Here is a 24,127-nt window from a genome sequence, read left to right on the forward strand (position 1 = left end):
TTCGAGGGGTCAGGCGAGCTTGACGGTGTACGCGCCGCGACTGCCGTACGTCGTGTAGCCCGTGCTCAGCGGGTCGCCGTAGCCGACGTTGTCGATGCGGACGTAATAGGTGCCCGCAGCCAGGTTGGCGGTCACCGAAGCGCCGAGACCCGTCGGAGTCGCGGCATCGCTCTGGCCCGAGGCGGGGTCGGCCGAGGCGACGACGGCACCGGCGCTGTTGAGCAGGTCGAGCTTGATGTCCAGGTTTCCACCGGACGCGGCAGCGTTGGCGGTTGCCGTGTAGTTGCCGGCCGTGGTCACCGTGACCTTGTAGACGTCGGTGTCGGTCTCGGCCGCGATGTAGCCGGTGGCCGTCGTGCCGATCGCCAGCGCGGCAGCGGCGGCAGTCGTGTCACCAGCCTCGTCCGCGCGCAGTGCGAGACCGTGCGTACCCACTACGCCGAAGTCGTCTTCCTTGTTGTTGGCGTCGGCGTACTCACCCTTGCTCCACTGGCTGATGCCGCGGTAGTACCCGACGCCCATGATCGGCGCCCAGGCGTTGTGGCCCTGGTAATAACCCACGGTCGAAGTGCCGTCGTGACTGAGACCAACGTTGTGGCCGGCCTCATGCGAGGCTGCCTCGGCTAGGTTCTTCGCGCCGGTGCCGACACCCTTGGTGAAGACGAGCGCAGGCTGGTAGTAGTCGTGCTGGCTGCTGTTGTCATAGACACCGACATACGCGACACCGCCACAACCACAGCCGGACTGGTACCAGGTGTCCGGGTCGATCAGCACGCGCGTCCCGTACTGCGCATCCGACGCACCGGCCCGGTCGATCGCGGACTGCGCCGGCGCCTGCGTGGTGACGTCGACGTCGAAGGTGGCGTAGTCCTCCGCAACCCGCGTCCACACATCCCGTACGACGTCCTGTTCCGCGGTGCTGTAGCTCGCCGGGTTGCCGTCGGTGTCGTACGCCGACACGTTCACCGGGTCGATCGACTTCGCCGCGTTCCACGCCGTACCGGTGATGGTGTGGCCGTCGAAGTCCAGGTAGATCACGCGGTTCGAGCCGGGCTTGCTGTGCAGTTCGAACGCCGGACCGGTCGCCGCGTCGACGGCCTCCGTAGCCCAGCGCGGCGACGCCTCTTCGGACTTCTGCGTCGGAGTCAGCTGCGGTTCGCGGTAGAACAGGCGGCTACCGGCGTCGAGCCAGGCGGTCTTGTCGGTGGCCAGAATGCGCTGCAACTGGTCGGCAGGCAGTCCGTTGCTCGCGGCCACTTCAGCCAGCCGGCTCTTGATTTGAGCCAGTGCTTTGACACCGGGGGTGGGCTGTCCGAGCAGCTGGTCGAGCGGGAGCTGTTGTGCGGCGGCGTGGGCGCCGGCCGATACAGCGAGGCCTCCTATTACGACCGCGGCAGTGCAAGCGAGCGCGCCAGTACGGCGGAGTTGTTTCCTCACGAAGGTCCTCCAGGGGTTGGGCGGTTGTTCCCCCCAGAACCCGGGGCCGTCGATCTCGGTGGGAACGACGGCCCCGGGCAGCTCTGGTTGTACCTAGCCGGCTGTCACACGCACCGTGTACGCGCCACGGCTCCCGTACGTCGAATAGCCGGTGTTCAGCGGGCTGGCATAGCCAACGTTGTCGACCCGCACGTAATAGCGCCCGGCCGTGACCTGGCGGCTGATGCTTGCGCTCAGACCGGTCGGCGTGGCCGAGTTGGACTGTCCGGCGGCCGGGTCGGCGGTGACAACGACGTTGCCGGCCGAGTCGAGCAGCTGGAGCTTGATGTCCAGGTCGCCACCGGAGTTGGCGGCGAAGGTGAAGGTGCCGGCGGCCAGGTCGATGCCGAACACGTCGACGTCGGTGTCGTTGGCGTAGACACCGGAGGCCGCCGTACCGAGCGTGAGCGCGGTGGCGTTGCTGGTCGCGTTGCCGTGGTCGTCGGCGCGTAGGGCGAGGCCGTTCTGGCCGACGACGGCGAAGTCGTCTTCCTTGTTGTTGGCGCCCGAGTATTCGCCCTTGCTCCACTGGCTGATCGCCTTGGAGTAGCCGACGCCCATGATCGGGGCCCAGGCGCCGTGACCGGTGTAGTACCCGACCGACGCCGTACCGTCGTGGCTCAGGCCGACGTTGTGTCCGGCCTCGTGGGCGGCGGCTTCGGCGATGTTCTTCGCGCCGGTGCCGACACCCTTGGTGAAGACGAGGGCGGGCTGGTAGTACGCGTGCTGGCTGGTGCTGTCGTAGACGCCGACGTAGGCGACTCCGCCGCAGCCACAACCCGACTGGTACCAAGTGGTCGGGTCGATCAGCACCCGCGTCCCGTACTGCTGGTCGGACGAACCAGAGCGCGTGATCGCGGACTCGGCCGGTGCCTGCGTGGTGACGTCTACGTCGAAGGGCGCGTAGTCCTCGGCCACCCGAGCCCAAACATCCCGTACGACGTCCTGTTCCGCGGTGCTGTAACTCCCGGGGTTGCCGTCGGTGTCGTACGCCGTGACGTTGACCGTGGCGGGCTTCCCGCCGGTGTTCCACGCCGTACCGGTGATGGTGTGGCCGTCGAAGTCCAGGTAGATCACGCGGTTCGAGCCGGGCTTGCTGTGCAGTTCGAACGCCGGACCGGTGGCCGCGGCAACTGCCTTGGTCGCCCAGCGCGGGGAAGCCGGGGCTGCCGTCTTGGCACTGTTGACAGGCTCGCGGAAGAACAGTTTGCCGTCGCGGTCGAGCCAGCTGGTCTTGTCGGTGGCCAGGATCTGCTGCAGCTTGGCGGCGGCGATGCCGTTGCGGTCGGCAAGCTCTGTGAGCCGGGACTGGACGAGGCCGAGCGCGGTCTTGCCTTGGAGCTCCTTGCCGAGCAACTGGTCGATCGGGGTGGGGGCGGGAGCGGACTGCTGGGCGGTGGCCGAGTTGCCGGCGACAACGGCCAGGGCGCCGAACGCTACGGCACCGGCGCCAACGAGGGCACCGATACGGCGGGGGCGGGTGTGCATAGAGGGGTCCTCCTCAGGGACTCCGCGTGTCTCACTTGACTTAGCCTCACGAGCGGTGTGTGAGAACGCACTGTGCGTAGCCTGCCCGATGACTTGGCCCGCTGTATACATTTTTCGCCGGATTTAACGTTTGAGCTGACCGGGTCCGGACAGCAGGATGAGCCCATGCGATACGTGATGATGATGCGGGCCAGCGCGGGTTCCGAGGCGTGGGAGCAGCCGAGTGAGCAGAGCCTGAACGAGATGACTCAGGTGATGGCCGAGATGGCTGAGAAGGGCGTGCTGCTCGCGGGCGAGGGGCTGTTGCCCAGCTCGGAGGGGTTCCGGCTGGTGCCGGACGGCGGGAAGGCGCGCGTGGTCGATGGGCCGTTCACGGAGACCAAGGAGCTGATCGCCGGGTTCTGTCTGATCGAGGTCGCGTCTCGTGAGGAGGCTCAGGAGTGGGCTGAGCGGTGTTTCGCGGCGGACCACGGGAACACGGCGGGGATCGAGCTCAGGCGGGTCGCTACGGCGGAGGACTTCGGCGACAACTTCACGCCGGAAGCGCGGGCGCGCGAGGAGAACACCATGGCGGTGCTCGACGCGCGGCGGTCAGAGGACTAGTACCTGACGGATCGCCGTACCGGCGGCGAGGGTGTCGAAGGCTTCGTTGAGGTTCTCGAGGGCGACGGTTGCGCTGAGCAACCGGTCCACCGGGAGGCGACCGGCTTGGTAGAGGGCGATGTAGCGCGGGATGTCGCGGCTGGGGATCGCGGAGCCGAGGTAGGAACCCTTGATGGTGCGTTCTTCGGCGACGAGGCTGACCGCGGGGATGCTGAAGGTTTGCGAGGGATGCGGGAGGCCGACCGTGACGGTGGTGCCGCCGCGGCGGGTGGCGGCGTAGGCCTGTTCGAGGACCTTCCCGCTGCCGACGGTCTCGAAGGCGTAGTCGGCGCCGCCACGGGTGGCATCGCGGACCCCTTCTACTACGTCCGGGCCGGCGGGGACGACATGAGTGGCACCAAGGGACAGCGCAAGCTCAAGCTTCTCCGGTACGACGTCCACAGCGACCAGCGGGTGAGCGCCGACGAGGGCGGCACCGAGCAACGCCGCCAGCCCGACACCGCCTAGGCCGAAGACGACTGCACTTTGGCCGGCGCGGACCTGCGCGGTATTCACCACGGCGCCGACACCGGTCATGACCGCACAGCCGAACAGGGCGGCGATCTCAGGCGGCAGCATCGGGTCGATCTTCACGGCAGACCGCGCTGAGACGACAGCATGGTCGGCAAATCCCGAGACGCCGAGATGGTGGTGAACCCCGTCCAGACGCCGTACGCCGGAGAGCAGCCTGCCAGCTGCGTTCGCCGCAGCGCCGGGTTCGCAGAGAGCCGCCCGGCCGGAGGCGCACGGACCGCAATCCCCACAGGCTGGGACGAAAGCGAACCCGACCGTGTCACCCACCGCGAAACCAGCAGCGCCTGACTCGACCACCTCACCAGTGGCCTCATGCCCGAGCAGCATCGGCATCACCCGCGGCCGCGAACCGTCGATGACCGACAGATCGGAGTGGCACAGACCGGCAGCGCGGATCCGCACCAGCAGCTCACCCGGCCCAGGCGGCGCCAGTTCGACCTCTTCGATCCGCAGTGGCCGCGACTCGGCGTACGGCTTCGGCAGACCCATCTCCCGCAGTACGGCGCCGCGCACGATCATCCGGTGATCCCTTCCAGCGCCTCACGAAGACTGGCCGGAATCGGCACCGGCCGGCGGTCCTTCCGATCCACGAACACATGCACGAACCGACCGGTCGCTGCCGGCTCATCAGTCTCCGCGCGGAACAGCCCGATCTCGTAGTGCACGCTCGAGTTCCCCACCCGATCGACCCGCAGCCCCGCGTCGACCACCCCGGGAAACTCCAGCGAAGCCTTGAACGTGCACTGCGACTCGACACACAGCCCGATGACCGCACCGCCGTGGATGTCCAGGCCGCCCACCCGGATCAGGAAGTCGTTGATCACGGTGTCGAAGAAGCTGTAGTACTCGACGTTGTTCACGTGCCCGTAGACGTCGTTGTCCTTCCACCGCAGCGTGATCGGCAGGAAGTGCTTGAAGCCGGACCGGTCCATCCGATCAGCTTACGGTTAGGGTGCAGGCGTGCGGTTCATCCGGGATCTCGGGACGTTGTTGCGGCGGCGGGATTTCCGGCGGCTGTTCGCGGTGCGGCTGACGTCGCAGTTCGGCGACGGTGTCTTCCAGGTCGCGCTGGCGTCGTACGTGTTGTTCTCGCCGGAGCGCGCGCCCGATGCGGCCGCGATCGCGGGGCTGTTCGCAGTGGCTCTCCTCCCCTACTCCGTGCTGGGCCCGTTCACCGGGGTGTTGCTGGATCGCTGGTCGCGGCGACAGATTCTGTTCGGGGCGAATCTCACGAGGGCTGCGCTGGTTTGCGTGGTTGGCGTCATCGTTGCGGCGGGCAATGCGGGAGTGCCGTTCTATCTCGGGGTGTTGCTAACCCTCGGCGTGAACCGCTTCCTGCTGTCCGGTCTGTCGGCCGGGCTGCCGCACGTGGTCGAGCGCGACGAGCTGGTGATGGCGAACGCAGTCACCCCAACGTCCGGTACGGCGTCCTTCCTCGTCGGCGGCGGAGTCGGCGCCGGGGTGAAGATCCTGATCGACTCGGATCTCGCCGTACTGGGTCTGACAGTGCTCGTGTACATCGCGGCTGCGCTGCTCGCGCTCAGACTGCAAAGGGGCCAGCTGGGACCGGATCTGCAGGGTGATGAGCCGGGCATCAAAGAAGCTCTCCGGACAATCGCCGGGGGACTGCTGGACGGCGGCCGGCATCTGCGGGAGCGGCGGCAGGCCGGGCTCGGGCTGGCGGCGATCGGGTCGCTGCGGTTCTTCTTCGGGCTGATCACGGTCTCGATGATCCTGCTCTACCGGAACTACTTCTACGGGCCGGATCACCTCGACGAGGCGTTCGGTGCGCTGGCGATCACGACCGGGATGGTCGGCGCCGGCATCTTCGTGGCCGCGCTCGTGACGCCTTGGGCCACGCGGGTGATGCCACTGCGCCGCTGGATCACCGTGCTGTTCGTGGCCGCGGCGGTGGTGACCGTCGTACCGCTGGGTCTGTTCACGCAGCCGGCGCTGATGGTCGGCGGGTTCTTGACGGGCTTCTGCGCCCAGGGCGTGAAGATCAGCGTCGACACCCTCGTGCAGACGGGTGTCGACGATGTCTTCCGCGGCCGGGTCTTCTCGCTCTACGACATGATCTTCAATGTCGGACAGGTCTCCGCCGCCGCCCTCGGTGCGGTGATCCTGCCCGACAATGGGAAGTCCTACCCGGTGCTCGCGCTCATCGCGCTCGGCTTCGCGGCGACCGCCGTGCTTTACTCACGCGCCGCGCAGCGCGGTGATCGGCTGGATGGCGGAGGCCTTCCAGGCGGGGTAGGTCCCGGCGATCAGGCCGATGACCGCACCCAGCAGGGGTGACCCGAACGCCAGCTTGTTGTCCAGGATCGGCGTCCAGTCCTTCGCGAACGAGACTCCGACCGTGAGCAGGACACCGACCGCCGTACCGAGTAGTCCACCGAGCAGTCCCACGATCACACTCTCGACCAGGAACTGCGCGGCAATGTGTCGTCGCGCGGCGCCCAGGGCTCGGCGCAGGCCTATCTCGCCGATCCGTTCCAGCACCGAGAGCAGCGTGACGTTGGCGATGCCGAGACCGCCGACGAGCAGTGCGACCGCGCCGAGCAGCAGGAACAGCGCGTTCAGGTCGCCCTCGACGCCCTTGCGGACGGCGCCCTGCTTCGGCGGGGAGTCGACCTTGAGCGTGCTCGGGTCGTTCGGCGCGATCGCCTTCGGTGCCTGACCGGCGATCAGCTGCGCGGCGCCGACCGAGGTGCGGATCTCGATCGCGTCCGGCGCCTTCAGCTTGTACGCCGCCTTCGCCGTACCGTTCGGCATGATCACCGCGTCGTTGAGCTCGGCGCGACCGGAGACCGAGTCGAGGATGCCGATCACGGTGTAGGCCTCGTCGCCGATGAACACGGCCGGCTGGGAGTCGACCCGGTTGATCCCGAGCCGCTCGGCCGCATGCTTGCCGAGGACAACGACCTTGTCACCGCGCTGGTCGTGCCCGGCGTCGAAGAACTTGCCGGTCTTCAGCACGGCGCGAATCGCGTCGAACAGACCGGCCGAGCCGGCCATCACGGTCAGCGCCTTGCCCTCGCCGCCGTTCAGACCGGCCACACTGCTGACCAGGTCGGAGCCGACGTCGAGCGTGCTCACGGTGCCGACCGCGTCGACGCCGTTCAGGTGGTCGAGCCGGTCGGGTGCGTCCCACGGCAGCTCGGCCGCCGCTTCACCCTCCTGCCCGTTCTTGTCGCCCGGCTCGACGACCACTCGGGTCGCCTGCGCGAGGTCGAACTTCTGACTGATCTGCCCGGCGGCGGTCTGCCCGAGACCGACGGTTCCGACGAGAGCTGCCACGCCGAGGACTGTGCCGAGAGTAGTCAGGATCAGGCGGGTAGGACGAGCCGCAACGCCCGCCAACGCCTCGTCCAGGACGTCGCGCACCGCCGGCCTGGAACGACGCCCGGAACCGACGACTGTCGGATCGGGACGAGCGGACTCGGCGTGAGAGGAGTGCGCCGAGGAACCGCGGCTGATCAGGCGGGCGAGGGCGACCCGGGGGCGTTTGCGCCGCGATCTCGGGGCCGGCGACGTCGACGAGGACGCCGCCGGCTCCGAGGTGGACGGCCCGCCGGTGGGAGAGTCCGGGGGGCCTGCTGGTGGGGTCACCACTGGAGAGTCCCGTCGACGATGCGGACGCGGCGTTGAGCACGCTCGCTGACGTGGTCGTCATGGGTGATGACGGCCAGTGTCATACCGCCGGCGTGGAGTTCGTCGAACAGTTCGAGGATGGCCTCGGCGTTCACGCTGTCCAGGTTTCCGGTCGGTTCGTCGGCGAGCAGCAGGCTCGGTTCGGCGACCAGGGCGCGGGCGATGGCGACGCGTTGGCGCTCACCGCCGGACAGCGTGGTCGGTCCGAAGTCCATCCGGTGCGACAGGCCGACGCGCTCGAGCGCAACCCGGGCCCGCGCCATCCGCTCGCGACGCGGAACTCCGACGTACACCATGGAGAGCGCCACATTCTCGAGCACGGTCCGGTGGGCGAGCAGGTGGAACGACTGGAAGACGAATCCGATCCGCTCACCCCGCAGTACGGCGCGTCGTCGTTCCTTCAGGCTCATCGTGTCCACGCCGTCGAGGCGGTAGATGCCACTGCTCGGGTTGTCCAGCAGGCCGAGCAGGTGCAGCAGCGTGGACTTGCCCGAACCGGACGGCCCGACGATCGACAGGTACTCGCCCTGCCGGATCACGAGGTCGACGTCCCGGATCGCTTCCACTTCGGGTGGTCCGGGGAAGACGCGCCGGACGCCGATCATCTCGACGACCGGCGCCGGGAGCGCGACCGCGACCGGTGACATCTCGAGCGCGGTGCTCATTTTCCGACCACTACTTGATCGCCTTCGTCCAGCTTGGCCCCACCGGTGGGCTCAACGGCAGCGAACCCGTCCGCCGACAGACCGACCTTGACTCCGACCAGCTCGGTCTTGCCGTTGCGCACGGCCTCGACCCGCGAACCGCCGTCCGATCCGGCCGAGAGCGCGGCGACCGGCACGGTCAGCACCTTGCCGTTCGTGCTCTTCACCGGGATCGTCACCTTCACGTTCGCGTCCCGGAGCTGCTCGAGCTGCTTGCCGTTGAGCTTGTCCGGTCCGACCACGACGTCGTACGAGTCGCCCTTGCGGGTCAGGCGCTTGACCTTCGCCTTGACCGTCGAGCCGTCGCCCAGCGTCAGCTCGGCGACCATGCCCACCTTCAGGTGCTCGGCGGACGCGGCGTCGACCTTGAGCGAGACGACCAGGGCCGCGCCGCTGGCCGACATCACCGCGCCACTCGCCGTACCGCCGCGCTCGACGTTGACCTTGTCGACCCGCCGCGGCAGCGACTTCACGTACACGATCTCGGAGACCGGCAGCGGAGTCGCCGCCTTGAGCTCGGCGTCTTCCTGAGCCTCGCGGGCGTCCTGCAAAGCCTCCTTGGCGTCGGTGACCGCGCCCTTCTGGACCGTCAGGTCGGGCGCCTTGGCCTTCTTGGCTTGAGCGAGCTGCGACTGCGCCATCCGCAGCGCCTTCTTCGCCGCATCCGTGTTCTTCTTGGCCCCGTCGACCGCATCCTTGAGCTGCTGGTCCGCCTCCGGCGCGTCGTACCCGGCCTGCTCATACAGCTCCCGTACGGCGCGCGCCGTACCGGTGTCGTATTTGCCGTCAACGCTGCCCGGGTCGAACCCGAGCCGGTCGAGCGTCTTCTCCAGCTGCAGCACGTCGGGTCCCTTGCTGCCCGGCGAGAGCGCGCGGTACATCGGCAGCACGCCGGCCAGCGCGATGACGGGCCGGCCGGTGATCTCCAGCAGCGCCTTGCCTTCGGCGATCGACGAACCGACCGCCGGGACCTTCCCGGTCACGATCGCCGGGGTGGTCAGGCCGCTGGTCTCGACCCGGATGTTCACCGCACCGTCGAACGACGCGTCACCGCGGCCGACGACCTTGCTGGCCAGCGCCTTCTTCTCGACCGGCACCGTGATCTGAGACGCCTTCGGCGCGGCCGTCTTGGCGGCCGCGTCCTCCGGCGAGGTGATCCGGGCACCGGCCACGACGCCGACCCCGAGCGAGCTGGCCGCGAGCGCGGCCACCCCGACCAGGATCTGGCGCCGCGACTTGGGTCCTGCGGTCATCGGTTCGCCATTCCGTCCCGGTACGCCTCGAGCTCCGCCTTGTGCTGGGCGACGAACTCCTTCTCCAGCGCGTACTGGACCGTCTTGAACGGCTCGTCGAACGCCTTGGCCTTGCACTTCTGGTCGGCGACCGCGAGCTCGGTCTCGGCCTTGCGCAGCTCACCGAGCTTGGCCGCGTCGACCTTGTCGAACGACGGCGGTCCGCCGATGGTGACGTTCGCGTTGTCGCCCTTGCCCGGCTGCTCCGGCTTGGTCCCGAGAAGCCCGTCAAGCTTCTTCTGGATCGACCCGCGAGCGTCCTCCAGCTTGGTGAAGCCCGTGTGACCGCTGTCGGCCAGGCAGTCCGACCAGGCCTTGGTCGCGTCGACGACCCGCTGGTCGTTGTTGACCCGCTTGTTCAGCGCTTCCAGGTCCTTGAACAGCGCGTCGTACTTCTTGAAGTCGTCCTGGTTCTTCGACATGTCGCCGTACGCCTCGTTGAAGGCCTTGCCCCGGCAGCCGACGTCCTGCGGCTTGCCCGAGCCGTTCGGCCCGATCGCGATCGCCGTACCGCTCCCGGCGCCCTTGCCGTTCAGTGCGTCGTCGTACGCCGTCTGCGCCGTCTTGGACAGGGCGTCCCGGACCTTCTTGTTCGGGTTGCTCGCGTCGTCCTCGGAATTGGCCTTGGACCAGTCGATGGTGCTGATCCCGTAGCCGTACTGCTCGGCGAACTTGTCCTTTGGCAGATCGAATGCCTCGGCGAACTTCCCCTTCTGCTTCTGCTCCGGCGGAACCGCGATGTACTCGAAGCCGGCCGTCTTCATACAGCCGACGATCGATTCCTCGACCTTGCGCTGTTTGGCCAGGTCCTCCTCGGTCGTCTGCCCCGAGCCGACCGACCGGGTGGCCGCCATCATGCCGCCGCCGGCACTGATGAACCCATCGCCCATGTACTCCGCAAGCGGGCTCTTGTCGCTCTTGCTGTCGCCGGCGACCGGCGCCTTGTCCTGGTTGTTTCCGCAGGCTGCCAGCGCCAGAACGGCCAGGGCGGCAAGTGCGGTCCGTGAGGTTCTCATGGCGTGGAGCGTGCCGCGCGGGCTGTGAAGAACCTGTGAAGGACCGATATGCACCCGATGCTCTTAGTCGTTCTTCATCGGATTCTCATGATCTTGCCGGACATTGGGGGACATGCCTGCGCGGATATTGGTTGCCGAAGACGACATCAAGCAGGCGGAGCTGATCCGGCGCTACCTGGAGCGGGAGGGCCATCTGACCGTCGTCGTGCACGACGGGCGGGCCGCCATCGACGAGGCCCGGCGGCGCAGCCCCGACCTGCTCGTGCTCGATGTGATGATGCCGAAGGTGGACGGTCTGGACGTCTGCCGCGTGCTCCGGGCGGATGGCGACGTACCGATCATCATGCTGACTGCGCGATCGACCGAGGACGATCTGCTGCTCGGGCTGGATCTGGGCGCGGACGACTACATGACCAAGCCCTACAACCCGCGGGAGCTGGTTGCTCGGGTGCGGACCGTACTGCGCCGGACCCGGAGCCGCGGTGAGGGCGAGGTGTACCGGGTTGGTGATCTGGAGATTGATCCGAGCCGGCACGAGGTTCGGCTGAGCGGTGAGCTGGTTGAGGTGACGCCGGCCGAGTTCAAAATCCTCGCTTGCCTGGCGGCGTCGCCGGGGCGGGCGTTCTCGCGGCAGCAGTTGCTGGAGCACGCGTTCGGGTTCGACCACTACGTGTTCGACCGGACGATCGACGTCCACGTGATGAACCTGCGGAAGAAGTTCGGTGGGTCGGCCTACCTGAAAACGGTGTACGGCGTGGGCTACAAGCTGACCGACAAGGTGGTGTCCGATGCGTCGTAGTCTGCTGATCCGGTTCCTGGGGCTGTCCCTGGCGGTCGCGCTCGGGGCGGTGCTGGCGACCGCGGTGATCGCGACGTACAGCACTCGCGAGAAGCTGCAGGGCGAGATCGACGCCAACACGGGCCAGTTGCAGAGCGACGGCCAGGTGTACGCCGAGCTCAGCGACTACGCGATGAATCACCCCAGCTGGTCCGGTGTCGACAAGGAGGTCCGTCGACTCGCCGACGAGACCGGGCGCCGGATCGCGCTGCTCCAGCCCGACGGAACCGTGATCGCGGATTCGGCCCGGATGCTCGGTGCCGCACCGGAGCTCCCTTCGGTGCCGGCGGCAACCATCGACGCCCGGGACTCGGGCGGTGCGGTGTTCGCCGGCACCTCCGGGATCGCCGCCGCACGGTCGACCGCCGTTCCGATGATGCCGATGGCCACTGTCACCCGGGCCTCCTTCTCGTACTACGACGCCCAATGGGGCCTCAGTGACTCGGAGAAAGAACAACGCAAGCTGATTGCCGACGAGGCGAACCGCTGCTACCAAGCCATCGGGTCCGGGGCATCGATCTCCCTGACCGCTGGGCGGCCGCTGCTCGCCATGAACTTCGAGGCGTCGGACGGCGCGAGTGTGCGGCCGTCGGCACCGCTGTCGGTGGAGTCCGGCGGAACCCCGGACCCCTGCTACCGCGCCGAGCTGTACGCGCCGAGTGCCAAGGCGAAGCTGGTCAACGACGACCAGGTCCGGCGGGCGTCGGATTGCCTGACGGCCACAGGTGTTCCGTTCCGCCGTGCCACCTCGGCTGATGGCCTGCAGGTGGTGACCGCACTCGACGGTTACCAGGACATGGACGGCCAGTTCAACCAGTGCGCGACCACCGCTCAGTCGCAGGCCATCACGCCGTACGTGGCGCCGCAGGCAAAGCTGTACCTGGGCTCGGCGAGCACGTTCAACGTGTTCTCCGGTGAAGGAATGCTCCGTACGGCGGCCACCGCGCTCGGCGTGATGCTGATCGCGGCCGTGGTGATGCTGCTGACCGGCCGGCGGCTGGTGCGGCCGATCGTCGCGCTGACCGGGGCGGCGCAGCGGATGCGGAACGGCGATCATGCCGCCCGGGTCCCGGTGACCGGCAAGGACGAGGTGGCGCGGCTCGGGCACGCGTTCAACGCCATGGCCGAATCGATCCAGCGAGCCGACTTCCAGCGGAAGGCGATGGTGAGTGATGTCGCCCATGAACTCCGAACCCCCTTGGCCAACATCAAGGGCTACCTGGTCGCGTCGGAGGACGGCGTCGTACCGCTCGACGCCGAGCTGGTCACGTCGCTGCTGGAGGAGACCAGCCTCCTCGAACACCTCGTCGCCGACCTGCAGGACCTCGCCCTGGCTGACGCCGGCATGCTCCGCCTGCACCCGGCCCCGCGGGACCTGAGCGAACTCGCCCAGCAGGTCGTCCTCGCGCATCGGCCGGCCGCTGAAACTGCTGGCGTGGCCCTGACGGCCAACGTTCCGGCGGAGGCCGTTGCCTCGGTCGACAGCTCGCGGATGCGGCAGGCACTCGGCAACCTGGTCTCCAACGCGATCCGCTTCACGCCGACCGGCGGCACCGTGGTGGTCGGGGTCCGGCGGGTTCCCGACGGCTACAACCTCACCGTCACCGACAACGGCGCCGGGATCGCCGAGAAGCACCTTCCGCATCTCTTCGACCGCTTCTACCGCGCCGAGCAGTCGCGCAGCCGCTCTACCGGCGGCAGCGGTCTGGGTCTTGCCATCACCAAACACCTGGCCGAGGCGCACCGCGGCCGGATCACGGTGACGAGCAAACTAGGCGAGGGCTCCGTCTTCACGCTCTGGATCCCGGCAGATCCGCGCTAGATAGCCGAGCGGAATCTCGGCCGCGCGGAGCTCAACAGGGTCGGGGACACGCCGGACACGCGCGCGTTACCTCGAGGCAACCATCGATTGCCTCGAGGCGGTGCTAATCTGCCTCGAGATAGCCAACCGAGGCGGTCCCGACGTCCTAGCCGGGAGAAGGGACCGCCTCGGCAAACCAGAAGGAAGTCTAGCCATGGCAATTCCCTTGCAGTTGGGTGGAATCCGCACCGACGACAACAGGTTCACCACCGTTCTCCCGATCTCGATGCTGGTGGATCTCACGGTCCCCGGCATGGCGTTCGAGCCGAAAGAGGTGGCCGGTGAGAGCTTCGGTCATCTGAACGATCGGGTGGCTGAGCTGATCAAGGCTCGGGGCGAGATCCAGCGCGAGTTCTTTCATCGCGCAATGAAGACGGTCCGGGTCACTGATCCTGAGACCGGGGAGAAAAGGCCCGAACGCCGGCCGGAAGCCTGGAGCCCCACGCGCAAGTACCTGAACGCGACCGGCGACCTCCAGCGCTACATCGAAGGCCCGTTCCTCAACACCCCGCCGCTCGAGGCAACCCTGCCCGCGTTCACCATCTACTGGCCCGAACAGCTGGAGGGCGAGCAGCAGGAGGACTTCAACGCCTATATGGGCGGAGAGTTCCACATCTACACCGTCGATCGGGCCAAGAAGGCGATGGAGGCCGACGGCGAATCTCGTCTCCTCGCGATTCGCCGTGCGCTGGCCATCAACTCGAAGTTGTCGGGCACCAGGCAGGAGAAGCTCCGTGCCACGCTAGTTTCTGTCGACGTCATCCACGGCATCCCCACCAAAGCGATGGGACAGATCTATGCCGATCTGAACGGCAAAGGCGTGACCATGACGCGGAACGAGACCGAGGCCCTCAACATCCGCGACCTGTGGACCCGGGCAGCCAAGGACATCTTCGGGGGCTTGCACGTTCCGTTGGTGACGACCGGACGGACGGCGACGGCTGTGGCTCAGGTCGAGCACAAGCATCTGGTCATCGGTCAGGCCATCACCATGGTCCGGGGGCTCGGTCTCGGCAGCTTCAGCAAGGCTGTGTCGAGCTCATCGGTTGATGACGTGATCAAGGACCCGAAGGACTACGACCGGCTGATCGAGGCGGGTATCGCTTGGTTCGGCCACGTGCTGGACCACTTCGACGCAGACACGTTGCCCGATGGGACTCGCGACGCTCGCGTGTTCACCGACCAAGGTCGCGTCGTGCGCGCCATGCCGATCAAGGTCGCTCTGGGCGTGATGGGCAACCCGTGGTTCGAGGTCAACTTGCCGAAGCAGGAGCAGCACAAGCGCTTCCTCCGCGAGATCGACTGGCGCGTCGGGCTGGCGTGGCAGGGCATCGCGGGCAAGGTCTCGAAGGTGCCGAAGCCGAAGGTCGCCAGCAAGGTCGCCGGGGACACGAGCGAGGACGAGTTCGCCCTCGCGGCGTCGGGAGCGAAGGAACTCGGCTCCGCTGCGGTGCGAGCGCTGACGAACCCGGAGACTCTGGCCGGCCGGGCGGTGCGCGGTCTGAAGCCGGACACGGATGTCGATGACGGCGCGGAGTCCGGCGCCGAGTCTTCGGCCTGATCACAGTGGCCTCGCCGTCCGACGACGGCGGGGCCGGTCCAGGCCGCCGTACGATCTAGCCATGCGGGATCGGAAGGCGCGGGTGGCGGATGTGCATGCGGTCGCGCAGGGGCTGCCGCACGTCACAGTGTGGGAACGGGACGACGGGACGGACCGGCCGGTGTATCAAATCGGCGCGAAGTCGTTCGTATTCTTCCGGACGGCTCGGCCCGACGCCGTCGATCCGGAGACCGGGGAGAAGTACGACGACGTGATCATGATCTGGACCGAGTCCGAGGCCGAGAAGCTGGCGCTGGTGGCGGACGAGTCGACGCCGTTCTTCAGTACGCCGCATTTCGACGGGCATCCGTCGGTGCTGGTGCGGGCGAGTCGGATCGGGGAGCTCGGCCGGCAGGAGCTGACCGAGATCATTCAGGACGCCTGGTTGTCGCGAGCCTCGAACCGCCGGGCCACCACGTGGCTCAAGGAGCACCGACTGTGAGCTATCAACCGGGCGGGATCGCCGCGCCCGACTACGGACGCCCGCCCAAGAAGAGTCGGCCCGGGTTGTTCATCGCCCTGATGCTGGTGCTGCTGGTCGCCGTCCTGGGGACCGGAGTGTGGGTCGCCAGCAAGGTGGTCGCAGACATCAAGCCGTCGCCTTCCACCCCGCCGCCTGCTCCGATCACGTCGGTTGCACCACGACCTACGACAGCCAAGCCGAAGCCGCCCAAGCCCGTGAAAACCGTCCCGGTCAAGCCCGTCCCGATCACACCGGTGCCACCAGCGTCGGGCACCCCGGTGCAGGTCGCCACACAGTTCGTCGGGCGCTTGAACGCGAACGACGTCAAGGGCGCAACCGCCCTCGCCTGTGCGGACACCAAGGTGACCATCCCGCCGCTGATCAAGCAGTACGTTCGCCCACCGACGTCGCTGACCATGAACAAGACTCCGGTAGGCAACGCTGGGCCAATCGTGGTGTTCGCGTTGAACGGCACTACGAGGGGAGCCACTGTCGGCGGCACCCTCGTGATGGAGGTCGGCAGTGGTCGGCCGTGTGTGAAGGCGTTCCTGCTGCCGGCCTTCGGCTAGGGCGCCAGCGCGCGGGCGGTCTCGATCAGGCTCGTGCCGGTGGGGAGCGTGGCGATGATCGGGGTGTCGAGGCCATTCGCGACGTACCGGTTGATGTGGTCCCGGCACTGCTCCGCCGTCCCGTGGACGATCAGCGAGTCGATGACCTCCACCGGTACGGCGGCCATCGCGGCGTTGCGATCACCGGCAGCCAGCGCTTCCCGCATGGGCTTCATCGCGGGACCGCGACCAAGCCAGTCGTGGAAGGCGGCGTACCCGGGAACGCTCAAATACGTGGCGATCAGGTAGCGACCGATGTTGCGCGCCATCTCGGCGTCCTCGGTGACGCAGACGAAGATCCGCGCGGCCAGTTCCTTGTCCGCGCCGAGCTCGTCCCGCACCTGCACAACGTCATCCGCCGAGAGCCAGTTGGTGATCGCGCCATCGGCTTCACGCGCGGCAAGCTTCAGCATCTGGGGACGCAGCGCGGCGAGCATCAAGGACGGCGGTACGTCGGGCGCCTTCTCCAGCTTGAACCGCTTGATCGTGAAGCTGTCGAACGTCCCGTCGACCTTCTCCCCCGCGAACGCCTGCCGCAGAAACCGCAGGACATCCCGAGTCCGCGCGTACGGCGGGTCGTACGCGATCCCGTTCCACCCGGTCACGATGGTTTCCGACGAGGCCCCGATCCCGAGCACGAACCGCCCCGGCGCCAAATCAGCCAACGCAGCCGCACTCATCGCGAGCGCAGCCGGCCCGCGCGTATGCACCGGTACGACGGCAGTCCCCAAGCGCAACTGGTCATCCCACTCGGACGCCAGCACCAGCGGCGTAAACGCATCGGCACCGGCCACCTCGGCCGACCACAGATCCGTGTACCCGAGCGAAGCTAGCTCGGTGATGAGCGGCTTGTGGTCCCGCAGCGGCACCCCGGTCAGCGGAACAGTGAGTCCCCAGCGCATCAGATGATCCTCTTCAAGATCGGCAACGGCACAACCTTCATGAATCGCGCGAGCGGCACCCACGGCCAGGCTGGGACATAGGCGTTCGCTTTCTCCGCCTCGATCGCGGCGACCATCGACCGGACGCCAGGCACGGTGTCGACGATCAATGGGGTGTTCCTCACCTTCTCGTTCAGCGCGGTCTTGATGTACCCGGGATAGATCGTGCTGATCGTGATCGGCTTGCCCAGCATCTCCATCCGCAGCCCCTCAGCCAACGAGGCAACGCCCGCCTTCGCGGCGGCGTACGCGGTGATCGTCTTGGGCAGACCGCGGAGCGCGGCGGCGGAGGCGATGAAAACCAAGTGGCCGGCGTTCCGTGAACGGAACAGCTCCATCGCGGCCTCGGCCTGGGTGAAGGCGGCGATGAAGTTGGTCTGCAGCGTTTCGCGGTTCACCTCGGGCCGGCCGGTGCCGACGGGTGCGCCCTTGCCGATGCCGGCGTTCACGATGATCCGGTCGAGCTGCCCGTGCGCCTTGTCGGCTTCGCGGAAAACGCTGAAGACCTGCTCGTCATCGGTGACATCAAGCTTGTGGATCGTGATCGTCAGCCCAGGATGCTTCGCCAGGAACTCGTCTCGGAGCGCAGCCAATCGGTCCTCGCGGCGCGCGGTCAGCGCAAGGTTGTGTCCCTTGGCGGCGAACTGGCGTGCCATCTCCTCGCCGAGCCCGGCGCTCGCGCCGGTGATCAAGATGTTCCGTCTCATCGGTACGTGAGCTCCTGCTTGTCGAGGTGACCGTGCTCGTTGTAGCTGACCACAGTCAGTCCACTGCGGCCGGACACGACCTTCGTGATCGCGGTGTTGATCGTGACCGGGTTCAGCTTGGCCCACAGCCCGTCGCCGCCGGACAACAGCCGGCTCGCCACGGCCGCGATCGGCCCACCCGAGGTGAACACCACCGCGGTCTCGCCTTTCCCCAGTCGATCGGCAGTCCGTCGTACGGCATCGTTGGAGCGGTCGCAGAACGCCTGGAAGGTCTCGGTGTAGCCGTCCGCACCACTGATCCAGCGATCGGTCGCCGCCGTGAACATGTCCTGGAACGCCCGCTTCGGGTTCCCGGTCCGCGCCAGGTCGGCCATCAGAAAAGCCCGGACCTTGTACGCCGGTTTGTGCGCCACGATCAGCTGGTCATGGTCGAACTCGTCGTACCCATGGTCGGCCTCCGGCGCGAACCCGGCCAGCGTCGCGGTCTTCGCGTGCCGCTTCATCGACCCGGACATCACCAGGTCCGGGATGATTCCACGGACGCGAAAGGTGTTGCCGAGGGCAAGCGCCTGCTTCTCGCCAAGGTCGGAGAGCTTGTCGTAGTTCTTGGACCCGAACGACGCCTGCGCGTGCCGGACGAGATAAATGACGGCCATACTCAAGCCTGCCGGATGATGCGGCGGCAGCGACGCTCCAGCAGGTTGACCGGGAGCCAGAGGTTCTTGAAGCGCGGGTTCCGCGTCTGCTTGTGGTGATAGCGGTAGTAGATCTGCTGCGCGATCACCGCCAGCCGGAACAGCCCGAACACCTCGTAGAACGCCCAATTCTCGGGCTTCAGCCCGGAGCGTTCGGTGTAGTAGGCAACGATCTCGTCGCGGGTCAGCATCCCCGGCGCGTCCGACGGCTGCAGCCGGAATCGGCGGTACGCCCAGTCGTCATCGGCCTGCACCCAGTACGCGAGCGCGCTGCCGAGATCCATCAACGGATCGCCGAGCGTGGCCAACTCCCAGTCCAGGATCCCGGCGACTCGCTGCGGATCATCCGGAGCCAGTACGACGTTGTCCAGCCGGAAGTCGTTGTGAATCACGCAGATGCGGATATCGGCCGGCTGGTTGGCCACGAGCCAGGCCATGACCTTCTCGAAGCTCGGAACGTTCCAGGTCTTTGCCTTGCGATACCGCTCCGACCAACCGCTGACCTGTCGGCCGACGTATCCCGCGCCTCGCCCGAGATCGGCCAGCCCGGCCTCGGCCGGATCGACCGCGTGCAGATCGACGAGCCGGTCGATCAGCGTGCGACAGAGTTGCGCGGTCTGCTCGGAGCTCAGGTCGACGCCTAGTTCGGAGCGGCGCGGAATCGTTCCGATGACGCGCTCCATCACATAGAACTCGGAGCCGATCACCGCGTCATCGGTGCAGTGGGCAACCATCGTCGGGACGTACGGGAAGACCGGTTTGAGCGCAGCCTGAATCCGGTACTCGCGGCCCATGTCGTGCGCGCTCTTCGCCTTGGTCCCGGCCGGTGGCCGGCGCAGGATCAAGTCGTGCCCGGCGTACTGGAGCAGGTAGGTCAGGTTGGACGCACCACCGGAGAACTGCCGGACCTCGGGAAGTCCGGCAGGCAACTCCGTGTGCTGACGCAGCCAGGTGTCGACCGCGGCAACGTCGAACGCATCCTCGTCCCGAACGGGGCGAGCACCATCACCCATTGGCGTGTTGGGCCTTCTCTGCCCGGCTGTGCGCCTTCGCGGCGACCTTCTGCATCTGACGGTTGTAGAGCGGGCGGGCCCAGCGCTTGGCCAGGTAGCCCAGCCGCGCGGGACGATCCGGGATGATCAGGAAGCGCCGCTTCGCGATCCCCGCCAGTACGACGGTCGCGATGTCGTCGGCGGTCCGCGGTGAGCTCTCGATCATCCGCTTACCGGACGAGCTCATCGCGGTGTCCGCACCCTGGAAGGAATCGGCCAGGTTGGTCTGGAAGAACGACGGGCAGATGACCGACGTGGTGATCCCGAACGGCTGCAGCTCGTGGGACAGCGTCTCGGAGAGCGCGACGACGCCGGCCTTGACCGTGTTGTACGAGCTCATCATCGGCGGATGCATGAGCCCGGCCGCCGATGCCGTGTTGACGATGTAGCCGGAGTGCTGCTTCTTGAAGACCGGCGTGAATGCGCGGCAACCGCGGACGACACCCATCAGGTTGATGTCGATGACGCGGTCCCACTCGTCCAGCGTCTCGACGTCGATCCGGCCGCCGGTCGCGATGCCTGCGTTGTTGACCAGGATGTCGAGCCCGCCCCAGTGCTCATCGCACCAGGCGACGGCGGCATCCCAGTCGGCGGGATTGCGCACGTCGAGTCGCAGATAAGGACCGTCGTCGCCGTCGTACGTCGTACCGATGTCGGAGCGGAGGACCTGGTGGCCTTGGGCAACGAACTGCTTGACGAGCGCAGCTCCGAGACCGCTTGCGCCACCAGTGACTAGTACCCGACTCATTTCGATTCTTCCTTACGCTCGGCGAGGTAGCTGGCCAGCTCGATACGGGCGACGACGCCGCGGTGCACCTCATCGGGGCCGTCGGCCAGGCGCAGCGCGCGAGCAGTCGTCCAGGCGGCCGCGAGCGGATAGTCGTCGGAGAGACCGCCACCGCCGTGCAGCTGGATCGCCATGTCGATCACGTCCTGCGCCATCCGCGGCGCGACGACCTTGATCTGGCTGACCTCGCTCAGCGCGCCTTGGAGCCCGACCGTGTCGAGCAGGTACGCCGTCTGCAGCACCAGCAAGCGGGCTTGGTTGATCGCGATCCGGGCGTCGGCGATGCGCTCCCGGTTGCCGCCGAGGTTGACCAGCGGCTTCCCGAACGCGTGCCGGCTCGTACCGCGTTGCAGCGCGAGCTCGAGCGACTTCTCGGCGAGCCCGATCAGCCGCATGCAGTGGTGCACGCGCCCCGGGCCCAACCGGCCCTGCGCGATCTCGACCGCACGACCTGGGCCGACCAGGATGTTGCTTGCCGGCACACGCACGTCGGTGACCGAAACTTCACCGTGGCCGAACGGCTCGTCGTACCGGCCCATTGCCGGGAGCAACCGCTCGACCTTCACGCCCGGCGTGTCGATCGGGACCAGCACCATCGTGTGCCGGGCGTAGCGATGCGCCTCCGGGTCGGTGAGACCCATGAAGATCAGCAGCTCGCACTCGGGATTGCCGACACCGGTGCTCCACCACTTGCGTCCGTTGAGGACGACCTCGTCACCCTCGACGATCGCGGTCGCGACCATGTTGGTGGCGTCCGACGACGCGACGCCCGGCTCGGTCATACAGAACGCGGACCGGATCGTTGCGTCGAGCAACGGCTTGAGCCACTGCTCCTTCTGCTCGTCGTTCCCGTAGCGCAGCAGCACTTCCATGTTGCCGGTGTCGGGCGCGTTGCAGTTGAACACGTACGGCGCGATGAACGAACGGCCGGTGAGCTCGGCGATCGGGGCATAGTCGAGGTTCGGCAGGCCTTCGCCGTACTGCTCGTTGCCCGGCTCGGCCGGTGGGAGGAACAGGTTCCACAGCCCCTGGGCACGGGCCTTGGCCTGCAGTTCCTTGAAGAGCGGCTGCGGCTGCCACGGATCAGCGGCGGCCCGGGTCGCGGCGTGTAGCTGCGCCTCCACGGGCTCGATCTCGGTGCGGATGAATTCCTCGACGCGCCCGATCAGATCCTGCGCACGGGCCGACGGTTCGAACCCCATGTGACAGCACTCCTTCCGAAACCGGCGGGGTACCGCCGGGTAATCTTGACCGTAGCGCCCTTTTGAGCAATGCTCAACAGTGTGGACAACAGGTTGACCGCGGAAGATCGCAAGAAGCAGCTCGTCAAGATCGGCTTGATGATGTTGCGTGATCAGCCGATCCACGAGCTCTCCATCGACGCTATCGCCGGCCAGGCCGGGATCTCTCGCAGTCTCCTCTTCCACTACTTTCCGAGCAAGCGTGACTACTACGTGGCGGTCATCTCCGCGGCCGGCCGCCGACTGCTCCGGGTCACGAAGCCGGACGAGGATCTGCCGCCCGAGGAAGCGCTGCGCGAGATGCTCGTACAGTTCGTCGCCTTCATCTCGCGGCGCCGGACGGCGTACATCTCCTTCGTCCGCGGTGCCGCCGGCGGCGACGACTACGCCGTCGAGGTGTACGACGACACCCGGATCGGGCTGTCCCGCCGCGTCCTCACCTTCCTCGGTACGCCGGAGGTCGCCGACAACCGGACCTCCGCGGAGTACCTGCGGGTCCACGCCTGGCTCAGCTACGCCGAGGACCTGGCGATCGAGTGGTCCGGCCAGCCCGAGGACAAGCAGACGATGACGGCCGACGAGCTCATCGACCACTCGATCGAGGCACTGCACGTTCTCCGGAAGCTCTAGATCAGTTCCGGTGTGAGATCCGGTTCGGCCATGTCCGGGTCGAACGGGAAGAGCGGCCGAACAACTTTATGGTGGCCGAGCCTGAGCAGGTCCTGGTCGACGCCACCTGGAGTGAGCGCGAGTAGCCAGTCGGCTGCGAGGTTGTAGAGCTCTGGCTCGAGATAGCCGATCTTCACGATCACGAGATCCGTCTTGGCCGGATCGAGGCCGAGCAGCGTGAAGTCCGCGAGATGGTGGTACGGCTTGCGGCGCGACGTGATGATCGAGTGCAGGCCGCCGACCTGGATCACCGCGACCGTCCCGCCGACCGGGTCATCGGTGATCGAGAAGACCGTGCCGGTCACCTCGACCGGACCGGCCGGACCGAAGTCGACCTTGCCGCCGACGGCGACGCTGATCGGGTTCCCGACACCTGCCTCAACCGCCGCCGCAACTGCGTCGGGGTCGGCGATACTCGCGTGGATGGCGGTCGCCGTACCGGTGGTCAGGTCTTCGATCGACAGCAGTTCGCGCAGCGTCCAGGAGACATCACCCGCGCCACCCGCGGTCGGGTTGTCGCCGGAATCGCTGATCAGGAACGGCCTGGCGGTGCTTTGCAGCGCGGCGTTCACGCACTCGTGCAGTGTCCCGGTCGGTGCGACGAACTCGAAGTCGGCTCGGGCGTCCCAGTAGGCCTTGGCCAGCTCGGTCGCGCGCTCGGTGATCAGCGCCTCGTCATCACCCATCACGACGACGGCCGCCTGGCACCGCGGCTCGTCGGCCCACGCGTATCCGACCCACACCGCCGCATCCAGTACGCCGGGCTCATCCGCGATCTCGCCCACTCGCCGGTAAATGGATGCCGCCGGCTCGATCCGCGTCGACGTCTTCTCGCCTGGCAGAAGGACCGGCACCTGCACCCAAGCCTTCTTCGGCTTCCCCAGTCCGGACTGCAGCCGCTCGACGAGATTGCGCGCCGTACGCTCCCGGCTCTCCATCGCATCCTCATGCGGCGCCATCCGATAGCAAGTGATCAGGTCGACCGCCGCACCCAACTCCCGCGAAACGTTCCCGTGGAGATCCATCGAGGTCGAGATCATCACGTTCGGTCCGAGCGCTGCCCGAACGCGTGTGGCGAGATCCGCCTCAGCGTCCTCACGGCCGACCACACTCATCGCGCCGTGGATGTCGAAGAACAGTCCGTCGAGCTCCCCCGCCGTACCGATCCGCTCGATGATCTCCGCGGACAGTTCGTCATAGAACTCCGCCACGACCGCGCCACCCGGCAGCGACCGCCCATGCACCAGCGGCACCCACTCGACGCCATCGGCCCACTCGTTCTGCAGAAAGTCGTACCGCTGCAGCAGCGCGTCTCCCCGCCGTACGTCGAAGTCGCCCGCCCCCGCGCGATGCGGGGAGAACGTGCTGGACTCAATAGCGATCCCGGCAATCCCGATCCTCATACCCTCAACTTTTCACACCACTCCGCTGCCCGCCCACCCCCACTCCACCTGATGGGCCTAGTCGCCTGCGGCGTCGCTGCTTCCGGTACGGCGATGCTGGTTGCTCGCCGCTCCGGACAAGCCGGACACGTTGCTTGTGGCTGGTCGCCGCGGCGGCCGCGTTACATAAAGAGCTTGGCTGGGCCCGGTGCCTGGTTGAGGTACTGGCGAGGTCGGCGATCGCGTGACCGTTGCTTGAGGTGCCCGCTATGGCTGAGGTCGAAAAGCAGCGCCGAGTGTGGAAACTTCATGTCGCCATTTGCACAAAACGTTCCACCCAGTGACCCTGAGCGGGCTGGTGGGTGGGGCCGGGGAGCTTTACCCGTCATTCCAGGTCAGTTTCGCTCCCCAACCCGGCCGGATACCCGACGAATCGGGCGCCGGGGAGTTCCACCGGCGTACCCGCCCGCCGTTTCG

At 67.3% G+C, this 24,127-nt stretch carries 23 protein-coding genes; 8 read left to right on the forward strand and 15 right to left on the reverse strand.

Going from position 1 to position 24,127, the window contains the following annotated elements:
- Nucleotides 1-9: 9 nt before the first annotated feature.
- Nucleotides 10-1,437: a pre-peptidase C-terminal domain-containing protein gene (locus E1263_RS04090; RefSeq protein WP_132165489.1), complete on the reverse strand. Its 1,428-nt coding sequence runs from the start codon at nucleotides 1,435-1,437 to the stop codon at nucleotides 10-12.
- Between the two features lie 93 nt (nucleotides 1,438-1,530).
- Nucleotides 1,531-2,964 (reverse strand): PPC domain-containing protein, encoded by a 1,434-nt coding sequence (locus E1263_RS04095; RefSeq protein ID WP_132165491.1) that lies wholly within the window; start codon nucleotides 2,962-2,964, stop codon nucleotides 1,531-1,533.
- A 165-nt stretch (nucleotides 2,965-3,129) separates the two neighbouring features.
- On the opposite strand from E1263_RS04095, the gene E1263_RS04100 reads away from it, so the two are divergent.
- Nucleotides 3,130-3,567, forward strand: coding sequence for a YciI family protein (locus E1263_RS04100; protein ID WP_132165493.1), 438 nt, complete (start codon nucleotides 3,130-3,132; stop codon nucleotides 3,565-3,567).
- Here the strand turns inward: E1263_RS04100 and E1263_RS04105 are convergent.
- Complete coding sequence (locus tag E1263_RS04105; protein ID WP_132165495.1) at nucleotides 3,556-4,659, reverse strand: zinc-dependent alcohol dehydrogenase family protein; 1,104 nt, start codon at nucleotides 4,657-4,659, stop codon at nucleotides 3,556-3,558. The genes E1263_RS04100 and E1263_RS04105 overlap by 12 nt on opposite strands.
- Nucleotides 4,656-5,072 carry an acyl-CoA thioesterase gene (locus E1263_RS04110; RefSeq protein ID WP_132165497.1) on the reverse strand — a complete coding sequence of 139 codons (417 nt, stop codon included), beginning with the start codon at nucleotides 5,070-5,072 and terminating at the stop codon, nucleotides 4,656-4,658. Before E1263_RS04110 ends, E1263_RS04105 begins: the two co-directional genes overlap by 4 nt.
- 28 nt (nucleotides 5,073-5,100) lie before the next feature.
- On the opposite strand from E1263_RS04110, the gene E1263_RS04115 reads away from it, so the two are divergent.
- Nucleotides 5,101-6,438: an MFS transporter gene (locus tag E1263_RS04115; protein ID WP_132165499.1), complete on the forward strand. Its 1,338-nt coding sequence runs from the start codon at nucleotides 5,101-5,103 to the stop codon at nucleotides 6,436-6,438.
- Here the strand turns inward: E1263_RS04115 and E1263_RS04120 are convergent.
- The 4 genes from E1263_RS04120 to E1263_RS04135 all read right to left on the reverse strand — a co-directional run bounded on the left by E1263_RS04120 (nucleotide 6,340) and on the right by E1263_RS04135 (nucleotide 10,806).
- On the reverse strand, nucleotides 6,340-7,527 hold the full coding sequence (locus tag E1263_RS04120; protein WP_238161065.1) for an ABC transporter permease: 1,188 nt from the start codon (nucleotides 7,525-7,527) through the stop codon (nucleotides 6,340-6,342). The two genes, E1263_RS04115 and E1263_RS04120, sit on opposite strands and share 99 nt — an antisense overlap.
- Nucleotides 7,528-7,748: 221 nt before the next feature.
- Nucleotides 7,749-8,441, reverse strand: coding sequence for an ABC transporter ATP-binding protein (locus E1263_RS04125; protein ID WP_132165609.1), 693 nt, complete (start codon nucleotides 8,439-8,441; stop codon nucleotides 7,749-7,751).
- A gap of 14 nt (nucleotides 8,442-8,455) precedes the next feature.
- Nucleotides 8,456-9,751 carry a peptidoglycan-binding domain-containing protein gene (locus E1263_RS04130; RefSeq protein WP_132165501.1) on the reverse strand — a complete coding sequence of 432 codons (1,296 nt, stop codon included), beginning with the start codon at nucleotides 9,749-9,751 and terminating at the stop codon, nucleotides 8,456-8,458.
- On the reverse strand, nucleotides 9,748-10,806 hold the full coding sequence (locus E1263_RS04135) for a hypothetical protein (protein WP_132165503.1): 1,059 nt from the start codon (nucleotides 10,804-10,806) through the stop codon (nucleotides 9,748-9,750). Before E1263_RS04135 ends, E1263_RS04130 begins: the two co-directional genes overlap by 4 nt.
- A 112-nt stretch (nucleotides 10,807-10,918) precedes the next feature.
- On the opposite strand from E1263_RS04135, the gene E1263_RS04140 reads away from it, so the two are divergent.
- From E1263_RS04140 to E1263_RS04160, 5 genes are all read left to right on the forward strand, one after another.
- Nucleotides 10,919-11,605: a response regulator transcription factor gene (locus tag E1263_RS04140; RefSeq protein WP_132165504.1), complete on the forward strand. Its 687-nt coding sequence runs from the start codon at nucleotides 10,919-10,921 to the stop codon at nucleotides 11,603-11,605.
- Nucleotides 11,595-13,466, forward strand: coding sequence for a sensor histidine kinase (locus E1263_RS04145; protein ID WP_132165506.1), 1,872 nt, complete (start codon nucleotides 11,595-11,597; stop codon nucleotides 13,464-13,466). The genes E1263_RS04140 and E1263_RS04145 overlap by 11 nt, the downstream gene beginning before the upstream one ends.
- Nucleotides 13,467-13,659: 193 nt before the next feature.
- On the forward strand, nucleotides 13,660-15,066 hold the full coding sequence (locus tag E1263_RS04150) for a ParB N-terminal domain-containing protein (protein ID WP_132165508.1): 1,407 nt from the start codon (nucleotides 13,660-13,662) through the stop codon (nucleotides 15,064-15,066).
- Nucleotides 15,067-15,127: 61 nt separating this feature from the next.
- Entirely contained in the window at nucleotides 15,128-15,547 is a 420-nt protein-coding gene (locus tag E1263_RS04155) for an MmcQ/YjbR family DNA-binding protein (RefSeq protein WP_132165510.1), read from the forward strand.
- The gene (locus E1263_RS04160; protein WP_132165512.1) at nucleotides 15,544-16,137 is read left to right on the forward strand and encodes a hypothetical protein; all 594 of its coding nucleotides are present in this window, start codon (nucleotides 15,544-15,546) and stop codon (nucleotides 16,135-16,137) included. Before E1263_RS04155 ends, E1263_RS04160 begins: the two co-directional genes overlap by 4 nt.
- On the opposite strand, the gene E1263_RS04165 is transcribed toward E1263_RS04160, so the two are convergent.
- From E1263_RS04165 to E1263_RS04190, 6 genes are read right to left on the reverse strand one after another with little or no spacing between them, the layout of a single operon-like run.
- Nucleotides 16,134-17,078, reverse strand: coding sequence for an LLM class F420-dependent oxidoreductase (locus tag E1263_RS04165; RefSeq protein WP_132165514.1), 945 nt, complete (start codon nucleotides 17,076-17,078; stop codon nucleotides 16,134-16,136). The genes E1263_RS04160 and E1263_RS04165 overlap by 4 nt on opposite strands.
- A complete protein-coding gene (locus E1263_RS04170; RefSeq protein ID WP_132165516.1) occupies nucleotides 17,078-17,824 on the reverse strand; it encodes an SDR family oxidoreductase in 747 nt (248 codons plus the stop codon). Before E1263_RS04170 ends, E1263_RS04165 begins: the two co-directional genes overlap by 1 nt.
- Nucleotides 17,821-18,480 (reverse strand): histidine phosphatase family protein, encoded by a 660-nt coding sequence (locus E1263_RS04175; RefSeq protein WP_132165518.1) that lies wholly within the window; start codon nucleotides 18,478-18,480, stop codon nucleotides 17,821-17,823. Before E1263_RS04175 ends, E1263_RS04170 begins: the two co-directional genes overlap by 4 nt.
- Before the next feature lie 2 nt (nucleotides 18,481-18,482).
- A complete protein-coding gene (locus E1263_RS04180) occupies nucleotides 18,483-19,532 on the reverse strand; it encodes a phosphotransferase family protein (RefSeq protein WP_132165520.1) in 1,050 nt (349 codons plus the stop codon).
- Nucleotides 19,525-20,319: an SDR family NAD(P)-dependent oxidoreductase gene (locus E1263_RS04185; protein ID WP_132165522.1), complete on the reverse strand. Its 795-nt coding sequence runs from the start codon at nucleotides 20,317-20,319 to the stop codon at nucleotides 19,525-19,527. Before E1263_RS04185 ends, E1263_RS04180 begins: the two co-directional genes overlap by 8 nt.
- Complete coding sequence (locus E1263_RS04190) at nucleotides 20,316-21,560, reverse strand: acyl-CoA dehydrogenase family protein (protein ID WP_132165524.1); 1,245 nt, start codon at nucleotides 21,558-21,560, stop codon at nucleotides 20,316-20,318. The genes E1263_RS04185 and E1263_RS04190 overlap by 4 nt, the downstream gene beginning before the upstream one ends.
- An 81-nt stretch (nucleotides 21,561-21,641) precedes the next feature.
- Between E1263_RS04190 and E1263_RS04195 the strand changes: the two genes are divergently transcribed.
- Entirely contained in the window at nucleotides 21,642-22,229 is a 588-nt protein-coding gene (locus E1263_RS04195) for a TetR/AcrR family transcriptional regulator (protein ID WP_238161066.1), read from the forward strand.
- On the opposite strand, the gene E1263_RS04200 is transcribed toward E1263_RS04195, so the two are convergent.
- Nucleotides 22,226-23,671, reverse strand: coding sequence for a M81 family metallopeptidase (locus tag E1263_RS04200; protein WP_132165527.1), 1,446 nt, complete (start codon nucleotides 23,669-23,671; stop codon nucleotides 22,226-22,228). The genes E1263_RS04195 and E1263_RS04200 overlap by 4 nt on opposite strands.
- Nucleotides 23,672-24,127: the final 456 nt, after the last annotated feature.

The sequence above is a fragment of the Kribbella antibiotica genome, assembly GCF_004349055.1.
In the GTDB taxonomy this organism is placed as follows: Bacteria; Actinomycetota; Actinomycetes; order Propionibacteriales; family Kribbellaceae; genus Kribbella; species Kribbella antibiotica.

Coding starts and splice junctions, on each gene's coding strand:
- E1263_RS04135 (WP_132165503.1), bottom strand. CDS start 10,806: ATGAGAACCTCACGGACCGCACTTGCCGCCCTGGCCGTTCTGGCGCTG.
- E1263_RS04200 (WP_132165527.1), bottom strand. CDS start 23,671: ATGAGGATCGGGATTGCCGGGATCGCTATTGAGTCCAGCACGTTCTCC.
- E1263_RS04185 (WP_132165522.1), bottom strand. CDS start 20,319: ATGAGTCGGGTACTAGTCACTGGTGGCGCAAGCGGTCTCGGAGCTGCG.
- E1263_RS04095 (WP_132165491.1), bottom strand. CDS start 2,964: ATGCACACCCGCCCCCGCCGTATCGGTGCCCTCGTTGGCGCCGGTGCC.
- E1263_RS04100 (WP_132165493.1), top strand. CDS start 3,130: ATGCGATACGTGATGATGATGCGGGCCAGCGCGGGTTCCGAGGCGTGG.
- E1263_RS04165 (WP_132165514.1), bottom strand. CDS start 17,078: ATGCGCTGGGGACTCACTGTTCCGCTGACCGGGGTGCCGCTGCGGGAC.
- E1263_RS04130 (WP_132165501.1), bottom strand. CDS start 9,751: ATGACCGCAGGACCCAAGTCGCGGCGCCAGATCCTGGTCGGGGTGGCC.
- E1263_RS04190 (WP_132165524.1), bottom strand. CDS start 21,560: ATGGGGTTCGAACCGTCGGCCCGTGCGCAGGATCTGATCGGGCGCGTC.
- E1263_RS04175 (WP_132165518.1), bottom strand. CDS start 18,480: ATGGCCGTCATTTATCTCGTCCGGCACGCGCAGGCGTCGTTCGGGTCC.
- E1263_RS04110 (WP_132165497.1), bottom strand. CDS start 5,072: ATGGACCGGTCCGGCTTCAAGCACTTCCTGCCGATCACGCTGCGGTGG.
- E1263_RS04105 (WP_132165495.1), bottom strand. CDS start 4,659: ATGATCGTGCGCGGCGCCGTACTGCGGGAGATGGGTCTGCCGAAGCCG.
- E1263_RS04170 (WP_132165516.1), bottom strand. CDS start 17,824: ATGAGACGGAACATCTTGATCACCGGCGCGAGCGCCGGGCTCGGCGAG.
- E1263_RS04155 (WP_132165510.1), top strand. CDS start 15,128: ATGCGGGATCGGAAGGCGCGGGTGGCGGATGTGCATGCGGTCGCGCAG.
- E1263_RS04125 (WP_132165609.1), bottom strand. CDS start 8,441: ATGTCACCGGTCGCGGTCGCGCTCCCGGCGCCGGTCGTCGAGATGATC.
- E1263_RS04140 (WP_132165504.1), top strand. CDS start 10,919: ATGCCTGCGCGGATATTGGTTGCCGAAGACGACATCAAGCAGGCGGAG.
- E1263_RS04150 (WP_132165508.1), top strand. CDS start 13,660: ATGGCAATTCCCTTGCAGTTGGGTGGAATCCGCACCGACGACAACAGG.
- E1263_RS04180 (WP_132165520.1), bottom strand. CDS start 19,532: ATGGGTGATGGTGCTCGCCCCGTTCGGGACGAGGATGCGTTCGACGTT.
- E1263_RS04145 (WP_132165506.1), top strand. CDS start 11,595: ATGCGTCGTAGTCTGCTGATCCGGTTCCTGGGGCTGTCCCTGGCGGTC.